This is a genomic window from Allobosea sp. GW821-FHT10B12 (assembly GCF_059415545.1).
The window spans coordinates 173,113-185,395 of sequence record NZ_JBWKNL010000005.1 but is presented as its reverse complement, the minus strand read 5'-3'; the positions used below and the strand labels follow the sequence as shown (position 1 = coordinate 185,395).

Genomic DNA, 12,283 nt, shown 5'->3' with positions numbered 1-12,283 from the left:
CGCGCCATCGGCGTCCCGCCGACAGGGCACGCCAGGCAACGCCGGCTTCACGCCCGCCATCCGAGGAAGTCTCTCGATGTCCGATCTCTCCGCTTTCGCGATTACACAGCGCTGGCCGGCCCAGCATCCCGACCGGCTGCAGCTCTATTCGCTGCCGACGCCCAATGGCGTGAAAGTCTCGATCATGCTGGAGGAGACCGGCATCCCCTATGAGCCGCACCTGATCGATATCGGCAAGAATGAGAGCTGGACGCCGGAATTCCTCTCGCTCAACCCGAATGGCAAGATCCCGGCGATCATCGATCCCAACGGCCCCGGCGGCAAGCCTTTCGGCCTGTTCGAATCCGGTGCGATCCTGGTCTATCTCGCCGACAAGGCCGGCAAGTTCCTGCCGACCGATCCGGCCCGCCGCTACGAGACCCTGCAATGGGTCTTCTTCCAGATGGCGGCGATCGGCCCGATGTTCGGCCAGGTCGGCTTCTTCCATAAGTTCGCCGGTCGCGAATACGAGGACAAGCGCCCGCGCGACCGCTACGCCAACGAGAGCAAGCGCCTGCTCGGCGTGCTCGAGACCCGGCTTGCCGGGGGCGACTGGCTGATGGGCGACGAGTTCACCATCGCCGACATCGCGACGCTCGGCTGGGTCCGCAATCTCGTCGGCTTCTACGGCGCCGGCGAACTGGTCGACTACGACAAGCTCAAGCTCGTTCCGAAATGGCTGGAGCGCGGCCTGGCGCGTCCGGCCGTGCAGCGCGGGCTGGACATCCCGAAGCGGCCGGGTTGAGGGCGCTACATCGTCATGGTCGGGCTTGTCCCGACCATCCACGTCTTCCTTCACCAAGCAGGGTGTTCAAGACGTGGATGCTCGCCACAACGGCGAGCATGACGGTGCGGTCAATACTTGATCACCCCAAACCGCCTGAACGCATCGTGGATGCGGTCGGCATAGGCGTTGAAGCTCGGATAGTCGCCGAGATGCGCCGGCCGCGGCCGTGGCAACTCGATCTTGATCTCGTCGACGACCCTGCCCGGTGTCGGCGACATCACCAGCACCCGGTCGGAGAGGCCGATCGCCTCTTCGATCGAATGGGTGATGAAGACCACTGTCTTGGCCGTCTCCAGCCAGAGCATTTCGAGATCGTGCCGGATCTGCGTGCGCGTGATCGCATCGAGCGCGCCGAAGGGCTCGTCCATCATCAGCACCGACGGGTTGTGGATCAGCGCGCGGGCGATCGAGACGCGCTGGCGCATGCCGCCGGAGAGCTGCTTCGGATAGCGGTCGGCGGCATGGCTGATGCCGAGCTTGGCGAAGAGCTCAAGCGCCCGCTCCCTGGCCGGCGCCAGCGGCAGGCCACGGATCTCGGCCTGCAGCATGACGTTTTCGAGTGCTGTTCGGAATTCCAGCAGCAGGTGGTCCTGGAAGACGATGCCGATATCGGTCAGCGGCTCGGTCAGCCTCTTGCCGTTGACCAGCAGCTCGCCGCCGCTGGTCGGGATCAGCCCCGCCGCCATCAGCATGAACGTGCTCTTGCCGCAGCCGGAGGGGCCGATCAGGCTGACGAACTCGCCGCTCCGGATGTCGAGTGTCAAACCGTCGACGGCCGTGAAGCCGCCGAAGCTCTTGACGATGCCGCGCCCCTCGATCGAGGCAGCGGCGCTGGCGGCCATGGCGCTCACGAGCAGGCCGGCGCCGAGGCCGGCAGCAGCTCGGTGGTGTAGTAGTCGCTGATCGGTTTGTCCTTGGGCAGGCCGAGATACTGCGTCAGCAGGTCGAAGCTCACGCTCCAGTTCTTCTCAGGCACCTTGCCGAGCGAGGCGGCGCCGGGGGCGCAGAGCAGCTTGTTGACCACGTCGAACTGCGCCAGCACCTGCGCCTTCTTCACCGAGGGAAACTGCGCGACGACTGCGTCGGCGGCCGCGTCGGGGTTCTTGCGGGCGGCGTCCCAACCCTGCAGGCTCGCCTCGATGAACTTCTTGTAGAGCTCGGCATCGGCCTTGATCTTGTCGTCGCGGGCGATGATCGAGAGCCCGACGGTCGGCACGCCGACATCGCGGTAGAAGATGTCGCGCACCTTGAAGCCGCGCTCGCGGATCTGCACCGAGTGGAAGTCGGCGCCGCCGAGGATGGCGTCGACCTTCTTCTCCAGCAGCGCGCCGACAAAGGCGCCGGGATCGATGTTGATGACGTCGACCTTGCCCTTGTCGATGCCGTTGCTGGCGAGGATCGCGTCGAGCAGCGTGGTCTGGGCCGTGCCGGGCTGGACCGCGAGCTTCTTGCCGATGAGATCCTTGGGCGAGGCGATGCCGCTGTCCTCGAGCGCGATGATGGCAAAGCCGTTGGTCTGCAGCACCGGCGCGACGATCTTCACCGGGGCGCCCTTGGTGCGCAGCTGCATCGCGGCGGGCGCATCGGCGAAGCCGACATCGGTCTGCCCGGTCGCGACCATCTGCGCGGTCGTGCCCGAGCCCTTGCCTTCCTCGATCGTCAGGTTGATGCCGGCCTTCTCGTAGAGGCCCATCTGCTTGGCCATCATGAAGCCGGCATTGGGCGCGGCGGCGAGGAAGTTCAGCGTGATCTTCATCGGCTTGCCGCCAGCCTGGGCGAGCGCGCCACTCGTACCGAGCGCCAGTATCGCTGCTGCGGTGAGCAATGTCCTTCTCAGCATGGTCGTTCTCCCTGTGGTTCCGGTTTGCCCGGATTGACGGTCGCGTCTTTGGTCTTCAGCCCTTGCGCTGCCAGGGCATCAGCAGCATTTCGAGCCCGTCGACGAGGTAGCTGAACAGGATGCCGACGGCCGAAAGCGCCACCAGGCAGGCGAAGATCAGCGGCATGTCGAGGAAGCTCGTTCCGCGCAGCAGGAGATAGCCGAGGCCGGCATTGGCGCCGACGAACTCGCCGACGATGGCGCCCGTCGCTGCGAACACGGCCGAGACCTTGAGGCCGGAGAAGATATAGGTCAGCGCCGCCGGCACCCGGACATAGCGGAAGGTCTGCCAGGCCGAGGCACCCATCGAGCGGGTCAGATAGAGCACGCGCTCGTCCAGCGCCCGGAAGCCCGTCATGCTCGCAACCAGCGTCGGGAAGAAGCAGAGCAGGAAGGTCAGCAGCACCTTCGGGAACAGGCCGAAGCCGAACCAGACGACGAAGAGCGGCGCGATCGCGATCTTCGGCACGAGCTGGAAGAAGACGATCACCGGATAGATCGCCTTCTCCAGCAGTTTGACCGAGACGATGATGTAGCCGAGCGGGATCGAGATCACCGCCGCCATCAGGAAGCCGAGCACGATCTCGTTCGCCGTCACCAGCGTGTGTCGGAAGATGTCGGCGCGATCGAGCCAGAGGCGCTCGAAGAAGGCGCTCGGCACCGGCAGGATGTATTCGGGGATGCCCGCCATCGGCACCAGCAGCTGCCAGGCGATCAGCAGCACCGCGAAGCTCGCCAGCGGCCAGGCGATGGCCGAGACCCAGGCGGCGGCCTTGCCGGAGGCTGACGGCGTGGCCGCGGTGGTTGCAGTGTCGCTGCTCATGCTGATGTCTCTGTCGGCGCCACCCGTGCGGGCGCCTCGGTCGAAACGGCGGGGCGGGCGCCGATCTGTCGCCGCCTCAGCGGCCAGATCGCCGCCATCTCCCTTGCAGCGGTGGCGAGCGCCGCTGCGACCTCGCTCCGGCGCGCCTCATGCATGCGTGGCAATGGCCCGGCGACGCTGAGGGTGCCGGCGATCGGTGCGCCCGCATCGGGCCCGGCGCGGAAGGTCGTCGCCATGGCAACGGTGCCAATCTCTCCCTCTTCGACAGCGAGCGCGTAACCGCGGCTGCGCGTCTCGCCGAGATGCCGGCGCAGGGCGTCGACGTCGCCCAGTGCGTTCGGGCCGGTCTGGCCCTCCGCGTCGAAGCCGCGCGCGCAGACGATGCGCAGCGCTTCCTGCTCCGGCAGCGAGGCGAGCCAGGCCTTGCCGGTGGCGGTGGCGTGCAGGACGATGCCCATCCCCATCGGCGGTTCATAGCGCAGCCCGGCGGTGGCGCCCTGCGCACGGGCGATCCAAGTCAGGCTCTCGCCCTCGACCACGGCGAGGCGGCAATATTCGCGAGTAGCGCGGGCGAGCGCGTCAAGGACGATCTGTCCGGCATCGGGCAGGCCGCGCAAATCGAGATTGCGGAAGGCGAGCTGCGACAGCTTCAGCGTCAGCCCATAGGCGCCCGATTGCGGGTCCTGCGTGACGAAGCCGCGTTCGGCGAGGCTTGCGAGCAGCCGATGGGTCGCGCTGACCGGCAGGTCGAGCCGCTCGGCGAGCACGGTCAGGTCGGCGCCGTCGGCCTCGCCGGCCAGCGCCTCCAGCAGCTTGAATGCACGCTCGACCGCCGCGATCGTCACTCGTTCCGCCCTGTCTCGATTAGAATTGGAAATCATTTCCAATTTGGATTTCATTTTCGTATAGAGATAGGGCGAGGCCGAGTCAACGCGCCGCGCTGGATGAGCCTGGTGGAGGGGACGATGAGCCTGGCAGGTGAGGGTGCGGTCGCGATCTGGCACGACATCGCGCCGGAAGGCAGGGCGGAGTTCTATGCCTGGCATGGCGAGGAGCACATGCCGGAGCGGGTCGGCATTCCCGGTTTCCTGCGCGGGCGTCGCTATGTCGCGATCGACGCCGATCTCGAATTCTTCAACCTCTATGAGGCGCAGACCGTCGAGGTCCTGAAAGGGCAGGACTATACGGCCAGGGTCAACGCGCCGACGCCCTGGACGGTTTCGGCCGTGAAGCATTTCCGCTCGGTGGCGCGCGCGATCTGCCGCGTCGCCCACACCAGCGGGCCGGCCCAGGGTGGGCTGATCGCGACCCTGCGCTATGATGTGCCTGACAACATCGCTTCGGCCCATCAGGCGGCACTGCTGCGCGGGCTGGTGCCGGATCTGCTCGCCATGCGTGGCGTCGCCGGCGTCCATCTGCTGGTGTCGGATCCGCAGGCTAGTGGCGTCGCGACCGCCGAGCAGAAGGTGCGCGGCGTCGCCAACGCCGTGCCGCGCTGGGTGCTGCTGGTCGAAGGCTGGGGTGACGAGGCAGACTTCATCGCCCTGGCCAAGGCGGAACTCGACGCCGCGGAGCTCAAGGCTCTCGGCGGAGAGGGGCCGTTCTCGCTCGGCCTCTACCGCCACCAGGTCACCCGGACCAAGACCGCCTGGAGTGCCGGCTGATGAGCACGCGTTACGATCTCTCCGGCCGCCATGCGGTGATCACCGGCGGTGCCGGTGGTCTCGGCCGCGGCATTGCCAATGCGTTGATTGGGGCCGGCGCCAGTGTCGAGCTCTGGGACCAGGATGCCGATGGCCTGGCGCAGACCGTGGCCGAGCTCGGGCGCCGGGCCAGCCAGCGCCAGCTCGATATTCGCGACCTCAACGCCGTCGAGGCGGCGTCCGATGCTGCGATCTCGGCCCATGGCCGCATCGACATCCTGATCAACAACGCTGGCGTGCTCGGAGAGGTGAAGCCGATCTGGGAGACGACGCCGGAGAATTTCCAGCGCGTGCTGCAGGTCAACCTGTTCGGCGCCTATCTGGTCACACGGGCCGTCGTCGGCCGGATGCTGCGCCAGGAGCCACGACGCTCGCCAGACGGTCACCCGCTGCGCGGTCATGTCGTCAACATCGCCTCGATCCAGGGCAAGGAAGGCATGGCGATGGCCGCCGCCTATTCCGCCTCGAAGGCCGGGCTGATCGCGCTGACCAAGAGCGTCGCCAAGGAGACGGCGAAGGAGGGTATCATCGTCACCGCGGTGACGCCGGCCGCTGCCGAGACGGCGATGGCGAGGGAAATCTCGGCCGAGCGTCGCGCCGATATCCTGTCGCGCATCCCGATGGGACGCTTCGTCGAGGTGCCGGAGTTGGCCCGGCTGGTGCTCTGGCTGTCCTCCGACGACTGCTCCTTCTCGACCGGCGGCATCTTCGACCTTTCGGGCGGCCGCGCGACCTATTGAGTTGCGCGCCGTCGCGGCGCGCCGGCTGCATACCCCGCCTGCAACGGCCTGTTCCCGGCTTCCTTCATACGCAGGGCCTGTGCCAGCATGGCCGCATCGGCCGCTCGGCCAGGCATTCCAGGGACAGGCTCATGCTTTCGGTTCGCGATATCGCTCGCCGCGTCGCCAATGGCGAGGTATCCGCCCTGGCTGCCCTTGCCGACAGTGAGCGGCGAATCGACGAGCGGGATGGCGATCTTCAGGCCTTCGCCGCTCGGCCCGAGAGGCTCACGGCCGGCGAGGGCCCGCTCTCCGGCGTGGCCGTCGGCGTCAAGGACATCATCGACACCGCCGATCTGCCGACCGGCATGGGCTCGGCAATCTATGACGACTATCAACCGAAGACCGATGCGCCGGTCGTCATGGCGCTGAAGGCGGCGGGCGCGACCGTTGCGGGCAAGACCCAGACCACGGCCTTCGCCTTCCTCGATCCTGCGCCGACCCGTAACCCGCACGATCCCTCGGCCAGCCCCGGCGGCTCCTCGGCCGGCTCAGCGGCGGCGGTTGCAGCCAGTCTCGTCCCGCTCGCGATAGGAACACAGACCGGCGGCTCGGTGATCCGGCCCGCCGCTTATTGCGGCGTCGCCGCGATCAAGCCGTCCTACGGACTTCTGCCGACAGTCGGGGTGAAGCCCTTCTCCTGGTCGCTCGACACGCTCGGCCTGATGGCGGCGAGCGCCGACGATCTCGGCTTCGCTTTGGCGGCCTTGACCGGGCGCGCCGATCTCGACGCGCCCGAGGCTGCGCTGGAGGGGCTGAAGCTCGGCCTGTGCCGGCAGGAATTCACCGACAAGCCGGAGCCGTCCTGCGAGGGAGCGCTGCAGCGTATCGCCGATTTCGCCCGCAAGGGCGGAGCGACCGTTCTGGACGTTGCGGCGCCGGCCGAACTCGCCGAGACCTTCCACGCTCATGGGCCGCTACAGAACTGGGAGGCGACGCAGGCGCTCGCCTGGGAATATGCCCGTCATCGCGACGACCTGCCGCCGAAGCTACGCGCCTATCTCGACGAGGCCCGCGCCACCACGCCGCAGGACTATGACGTAGCCCGCGCCAACGCCCGGCGTGGACGGCAGGTCGCGGAGCGCTGGCTCGGCGAGGTCGATCTGGTGCTGACCTATGCCGCTCCGGGCGAGGCGCCGGAGACGCTCGCCTCCACCGGCGATTCCAAGTTCAACCGGCTCTGGACGCTGCTCGGCACGCCCTGTCTGACCGTGCCGTTGATGCGTGGTCCGCGTGGGCTGCCGGTCTCCTTTCAGCTGGTCGGGCGTTTCGGGGACGATGCCCGCGTCATCGCCGTGGCGCGTGCGCTCGAGCGCCTGATCCTGATGCCGGCATGACGACAACTCGGCAAGATCTGGGCGCTGGTCCCGCGTGGGACAATATTGCGCTGCAACAACTCCGACTTGATTGTGGCGGCAAGGATTTATACTGCACTTTGGAATACTAATAACCTCTGTCGAGAAGGTCTTGTTCGGGACTATCCACAAAGCAGTTCAATGCTTTAACCGCTGATTAAGTACGCTTCTCTGGTGTGGTGCCGGCTGCGGCGACGCAGCCACTTGCAGCGGCCGCCGTTTCTGCTAGCTTCCATGTCAGGTCAATGACAAAGGAGGGTTCACATGAACCTCGCGCTAAGTCTCGACCGGTTGGCCATGGGTGCGGCATTTGCGCTGGTTCTGGCGATCGTGATCGGAGCGTTCTGACGGGGAAGTCAGTCTCAAGTCGAAGGACCACAAGCCAATTGGGAAGCGTCGCGGGAGAGGCCCTGCGGCGCTTTTCCTTTAGAGCCCCCAGGATCGCTCAGCTTTCGGGGCAGGGGTTCTCGGTCACTTCCCAGGACATCATGTTGATGACGCGCCCGCAGGTGGCCAGGCGGCGGCCTTGGGTGGTGCGGATGCAGGCCATGCTGCCCTCCGCGATCTTCTTGCCGTCGTTCCAGCAGAAGCAGTAGGGCTCGGGCGCCTGTGCCAGACGCGGCTTGTCGAAGGCGACAGCCCGCTCCTGCGCCAGGGCGGGGGGCGAGGACAGTAATAGCATCGTCGTAGAGAGAACCGACAACAGCAGTGTTGCGGCACCAGAGCAGGGTAGCCTCCGAGGGCATCGGACCATGGCTTGCTCCTGTCGTTCGCCTGATCAGCGTAACGATGCGGAAACGATAGCATATTGAAGCCGGCAACCCAATATTGTCAGGGCGCGTTCGTCGAAGGTTGGAGGCTGCCCCCTCCTTGCGAAAGTCGTACGACCCGACCATATTCCGGGTCCAGTGAGCCGATCCCGGCTCCGGGAGGAACCATGTCACTGATTTCGCTCGCCCGTCGTGGCCGTGCAATCGCCCTCATCGCTGGCGCTCTTCTGCTGGTGCCGATCATCGCCGAGGCCGCCCCGGGCGGCCGCAGCATGGGTAGCCGCGGCTCGCGCAGCCAGTCGCAGGTCGCTCCGACGCCGACCGCGCCGGGCTCCTCGTTCCAGCGCAGCCCGACCCAGGCGCCCGGCCCGTCGGCCGCCACGCCGGCTGCTGGCGCTGCGGCGGGTGCCGCCGCGCAGGCGGCTCGCCCGTCCATGGCGCGCAGCCTGATGATGGGCGTCGCCGGCGGTCTGCTCGGCGCGGGCCTGTTCGGCCTGCTCTCGGGCGCCGGTTTCGGCGGTCTCGCCGGCATGCTCGGCCTGCTCTTCCAGGTCGCGCTGATCGGTGGCCTGATCTGGCTGGCGCTGCGCCTGTTCCGTCGCCGCAGCGAGCCGCAACTCGCCAGCGCCGGTGGCCCGCTCGGTCGCGAGGCCTATCAGCCGCAGCCGGCTGCTTCGGCCATGGGCGGTCTCGGCGGCGGTGCTGCCGCGGCTGCTGCCGCCAAGCCGGTCGAGTTCGAGCTGCAGGGAGCCGACTACGGCGCCTTCGAGCGCCTGCTCTCCGAGGTCCAGGCCGCGATCTCCGACGAGAACATCGCGCGCCTGCGCCAGATCACCACGCCGGAAATCTCGGGCGCGCTCGAAGACGAGTTCGCCGATAACGCCCGCAAGGGCCTGATCGAGAAGGCTGCCGAGGTCAAGCTCCTGCAGGGCGACCTCGCCGAATCCTGGCGCGAGGACGGCTACGAATACGCCACCGTCGCGATGCGCTTCAGTCTGCTCACCGCCATGGTCGAGCGCAATGGCGGCAAGGTCGTCGAAGGCCATGCCACCATCCCGCGCGAGGTCACCGAGCACTGGACCTTCGTGCGCTCGCGCGGCGGCGAGTGGAAGGTCGCTGCGATCCAGCCGGTCGACTAAGCCGGCGACGACACCCGAAATCTGCACGGCCGGGCTTTGCCCGGCCGTTTTTCGTTTCGGCCGGCTTAGAAGCGCCCTATAGGCATTTCTAGCGTCGGCGTCCGGCGCCTGCCTTGGCTATCTGGAGCTTCACCATGAGCGACATGCGTCTCGTCGTCGTCGGCGCCGCCGGCCGGATGGGCCGCACGCTGGTCAAAGCGATCCACGATACGCCCGGCTGCGTGCTCTCCGCTGCGATCGAGCGCCCGGGCTCACCTGCGCTCGGCCAGGATGCCGCCGTGCTCGCCGGCCTGCCCGCCAGCGGTGTTCTGGTCAGCGACGATGCGCTCGCCGCCTTCGTCGAGGCCGAGGGCGTGCTCGACTTCACAACGCCCGAGGCCACCGTCGCCTTCGCCGGCCTCGCCGCCCAGGCCCGCATCGTCCACGTTGCCGGCACCACCGGCATGGAGCCGCAGCATCTGGCCAAGCTCGAGGCCGCCTCGCGCCATGCCGCGATCATCCGCTCCGGCAATATGAGCCTCGGCGTCAACCTGCTGGCGGCGCTGGTGCGCAAGGTCGCGGCGACGCTCGGCACCGACTGGGACATCGAGATCGTCGAGATGCACCATCGCATGAAGGTCGACGCGCCCTCGGGCACCGCCGTCCTGCTCGGCGAGGCAGCGGCTCAGGGCCGTGCCGTCGATCTCGCCGAGTCCCGCGTCGCGGTGCGCGACGGCCAGGTCGGCGCCCGCCAGCCCGGCACGATCGGTTTCGCAGCCTTGCGCGGCGGTACCGTCGTCGGCGACCACAAGGTGATCTTCGCCGGCGCCGGCGAGCGGCTCGAGCTCGCCCATGTCGCCGAGGATCGCAGCCTGTTCGCGCAGGGCGCGGTCAAGGCGGCGCTCTGGGGCCGTGGCCGCAAGCCCGGGCTGTATTCGATGGCCGATGTGCTCGGCCTCGACAAGTTCTGAGCACGGCGATGGCTGCGCTCGCCGTCGCGCCGGGCGTGACGCATTGGCCGGGCTATCTCGATCCGGCCGAGCAGGCGGCGCTGGTCATCGAGCTGCGCGAGGCGGCGCGGCGGGCGCCGTTCTATGTGCCGCGCATGCCGAAGACCGGAAAACCATTCTCCGTCAAAATGACCAATTGCGGCACGCTCGGCTGGGTCTCGGACGAGCGCGGCTATCGCTACCAGCCGCTGCACCCCGAGACCGGTTCCCCCTGGCCGCCGATCCCCGCCCGGCTGTTGCGCGCCTGGGAGGAGCTCGCGGGCTATCCGCACCCGCCTGAAGCCTGCCTGGTCAATTTCTACGAGCCGACCGCGAAGATGGGCCTCCACCAGGACCGCGACGAGGACGAATTCGAGGCGCCGGTGCTGTCGCTCTCGCTCGGCGATACCGCCGTCTTCCGCATCGGCGGTACCAGTCGTGGCGGCAAGACGGTCTCGCTGAAGCTGGCTTCGGGCGATGCGCTCGCCTTCGGCGGCGAGGCGCGGCTCGCTTTTCACGGCATCGATCGCATCCTCGCGGGCTCGTCGAACCTGCTGCCGCAGGCCGGGCGGATCAACTTGACCTTGCGGCGGGTGACCATAGCATCGGACCGAAAAGTGGAATCCACTTTTCGGAAGAATCCGATGCGATAACAATGTGATAGATCATCGTAGCCGCGTCCGTTTGGACGCGCGATGATCTAGGCCGTCAGGCTGACGGGGACGACGCGTCGTCGCCCGGCAGCCTCGGGAACGACCAGCCGAACAGGAGCGAGCCGGCGCGCAGGCCAAAACCGGCGGCGAGCCCGCCGAGCATCGTCAACAGGGGGACGACGCCCAAATGCGCCAGTAGCGCAGTCGTCGCCGCGCCGGTAGCAGCGGCTGTCACGTAGAAGTCGCGGCTCCACAGGACCATTGGCCGATCACCGGCGAGAATGTCGCGCAGGATGCCGCCGAAGGTCGCGGTCATCGCTCCCAGCGCGATCGCCGATAGTGGCGGAACACCTGCCGCAAGGCCCTTCTGGGTGCCGACGACCGCAAAGAGTGCGAGGCCCGCAGCATCAGCCCAGAGCAACAGTCGCTTGGCCCCCCAGCCGTCGAGCCGGCCGGGCTGCAGATAGGCGATGCTCCACGCCAGGAGTGCAACTGCGGTGCAGATGAACACGTCACCTGGCGCCTGCACCCAGCCGACGCCGCGGCTGAGCAGGAGGTCGCGAAGCGTGCCGCCACCGACACCGGTGACGGTGGCGAGCAGGATGAAGCCGAACGGATCCATCCGCTTGCGGGCGGCGACGAGCGCCCCGGTCAGGGCGAAGACGACGACGCCCGCAGCTTCGAGCACCTGTCAGTTCGCCGGCTTGTCGCCGGCATCCGCGGCCGGGTTCTCCGAGCCGTTGGTGGCGGGCTTGGGCGCGCCGGCCGAGACGCCGACCAGCGCCGGGCGCAGCACGCGCTCGCCGATCTTGTAGCCGGTCTGTACCACCTTCGAGACGAGCCCCTTGGCGATCGCAGCATCGGGCGCCTCGAACATCGCCTGATGCAGGTTCGGATCGAACTTCTCGCCCTGCGGGTCGATCTTGCGCACGCCGTGACGCTCGAGCGTCTTCAGCAGCTCGCGCTCGGTCAGCTCGACGCCCTCGACCACCGCATTCAGCGCAGTGTCGGCGGTGGCGCGGGCCGTCTCCGGCACGCTTTCGAGCGCACGGCGCAGATTATCGGCCGAGCCGAGCAGGTCGCGGGCGAAGCTGGTCACCGCATAGGCCTTGGCGTCGGCGATCTCGCGCTCGGTGCGCCGGCGCAGATTCTCCATCTCGGCGAGGGTGCGCAGCAGCTTGTCCTTGAGGTCGTCGCGCTCGGCTTCGACCAGGGCGAGCGGATCGGGCGCCTGCGTCTCGCTCGCAGTCGTCTCGGCCACGTCCTGGTTCTCGGTTTCCGGCTTCGGATCGTCCTTCGCAGGGTTCTGCGTCATTCCATCATCCCAATCGTTGATCGTCATGCATCATTGCGGCGTCACCTCTGGGGCACACCGGCTTCGCCGCCGA

General features: G+C 67.7%; 14 protein-coding genes. 7 read left to right on the top strand and 7 right to left on the bottom strand.

Annotated features, from left to right (window positions below):
* Nucleotides 1–76 precede the first annotated feature (76 nt).
* The gene (locus tag AC07O0_RS18550) at nucleotides 77–784 is read left to right on the top strand and encodes a glutathione S-transferase N-terminal domain-containing protein (protein WP_494625157.1); all 708 of its coding nucleotides are present in this window, start codon (nucleotides 77–79) and stop codon (nucleotides 782–784) included.
* A 110-nt stretch (nucleotides 785–894) separates the two neighbouring features.
* Here AC07O0_RS18550 and AC07O0_RS18545 read toward each other — a convergent pair whose 3' ends face one another.
* From AC07O0_RS18545 to AC07O0_RS18530, 4 genes are read right to left on the bottom strand one after another with little or no spacing between them, the layout of a single operon-like run.
* Nucleotides 895–1,668, bottom strand: a complete 774-nt coding sequence (locus AC07O0_RS18545) for an ABC transporter ATP-binding protein (protein ID WP_494625156.1) — start codon at nucleotides 1,666–1,668, stop codon at nucleotides 895–897.
* Between the two features lie 5 nt (nucleotides 1,669–1,673).
* Nucleotides 1,674–2,666: an ABC transporter substrate-binding protein gene (locus tag AC07O0_RS18540; protein WP_494625155.1), complete on the bottom strand. Its 993-nt coding sequence runs from the start codon at nucleotides 2,664–2,666 to the stop codon at nucleotides 1,674–1,676.
* A 55-nt stretch (nucleotides 2,667–2,721) separates the two neighbouring features.
* A complete protein-coding gene (locus AC07O0_RS18535) occupies nucleotides 2,722–3,528 on the bottom strand; it encodes an ABC transporter permease (RefSeq protein WP_494625154.1) in 807 nt (268 codons plus the stop codon).
* Nucleotides 3,525–4,373 carry an IclR family transcriptional regulator gene (locus tag AC07O0_RS18530; RefSeq protein WP_494625153.1) on the bottom strand — a complete coding sequence of 283 codons (849 nt, stop codon included), beginning with the start codon at nucleotides 4,371–4,373 and terminating at the stop codon, nucleotides 3,525–3,527. The genes AC07O0_RS18535 and AC07O0_RS18530 overlap by 4 nt, the downstream gene beginning before the upstream one ends.
* A 120-nt stretch (nucleotides 4,374–4,493) precedes the next feature.
* On the opposite strand from AC07O0_RS18530, the gene AC07O0_RS18525 reads away from it, so the two are divergent.
* The 3 genes from AC07O0_RS18525 to AC07O0_RS18515 all read left to right on the top strand — a co-directional run bounded on the left by AC07O0_RS18525 (nucleotide 4,494) and on the right by AC07O0_RS18515 (nucleotide 7,347).
* Complete coding sequence (locus AC07O0_RS18525) at nucleotides 4,494–5,192, top strand: hypothetical protein (protein WP_494625152.1); 699 nt, start codon at nucleotides 4,494–4,496, stop codon at nucleotides 5,190–5,192.
* Nucleotides 5,192–5,971, top strand: coding sequence for an SDR family NAD(P)-dependent oxidoreductase (locus AC07O0_RS18520; RefSeq protein ID WP_494625151.1), 780 nt, complete (start codon nucleotides 5,192–5,194; stop codon nucleotides 5,969–5,971). Before AC07O0_RS18525 ends, AC07O0_RS18520 begins: the two co-directional genes overlap by 1 nt.
* 131 nt (nucleotides 5,972–6,102) lie before the next feature.
* Complete coding sequence (locus tag AC07O0_RS18515) at nucleotides 6,103–7,347, top strand: amidase (RefSeq protein ID WP_494625150.1); 1,245 nt, start codon at nucleotides 6,103–6,105, stop codon at nucleotides 7,345–7,347.
* A gap of 463 nt (nucleotides 7,348–7,810) precedes the next feature.
* Here the strand turns inward: AC07O0_RS18515 and AC07O0_RS18510 are convergent, their stop codons facing one another.
* The gene (locus AC07O0_RS18510) at nucleotides 7,811–8,068 is read right to left on the bottom strand and encodes a hypothetical protein (protein WP_494625149.1); all 258 of its coding nucleotides are present in this window, start codon (nucleotides 8,066–8,068) and stop codon (nucleotides 7,811–7,813) included.
* 234 nt (nucleotides 8,069–8,302) lie between these two features.
* Between AC07O0_RS18510 and AC07O0_RS18505 the strand changes: the two genes are divergently transcribed.
* From AC07O0_RS18505 to AC07O0_RS18495, 3 genes are all read left to right on the top strand, one after another.
* A complete protein-coding gene (locus AC07O0_RS18505; RefSeq protein ID WP_494625148.1) occupies nucleotides 8,303–9,274 on the top strand; it encodes a TIM44-like domain-containing protein in 972 nt (323 codons plus the stop codon).
* Between the two features lie 143 nt (nucleotides 9,275–9,417).
* Nucleotides 9,418–10,224 carry a 4-hydroxy-tetrahydrodipicolinate reductase gene (gene dapB, locus AC07O0_RS18500; protein ID WP_494625453.1) on the top strand — a complete coding sequence of 269 codons (807 nt, stop codon included), beginning with the start codon at nucleotides 9,418–9,420 and terminating at the stop codon, nucleotides 10,222–10,224.
* A gap of 8 nt (nucleotides 10,225–10,232) precedes the next feature.
* Complete coding sequence (locus tag AC07O0_RS18495; protein WP_494625147.1) at nucleotides 10,233–10,895, top strand: alpha-ketoglutarate-dependent dioxygenase AlkB family protein; 663 nt, start codon at nucleotides 10,233–10,235, stop codon at nucleotides 10,893–10,895.
* Between the two features lie 55 nt (nucleotides 10,896–10,950).
* Here the strand turns inward: AC07O0_RS18495 and AC07O0_RS18490 are convergent, their stop codons facing one another.
* Both AC07O0_RS18490 and grpE read right to left on the bottom strand, forming a co-directional pair.
* Nucleotides 10,951–11,583 (bottom strand): trimeric intracellular cation channel family protein, encoded by a 633-nt coding sequence (locus AC07O0_RS18490; protein WP_494625146.1) that lies wholly within the window; start codon nucleotides 11,581–11,583, stop codon nucleotides 10,951–10,953.
* Between the two features lie 3 nt (nucleotides 11,584–11,586).
* Nucleotides 11,587–12,210: a nucleotide exchange factor GrpE gene (gene grpE / locus AC07O0_RS18485; RefSeq protein WP_494625145.1), complete on the bottom strand. Its 624-nt coding sequence runs from the start codon at nucleotides 12,208–12,210 to the stop codon at nucleotides 11,587–11,589.
* Nucleotides 12,211–12,283 lie beyond the last annotated feature (73 nt).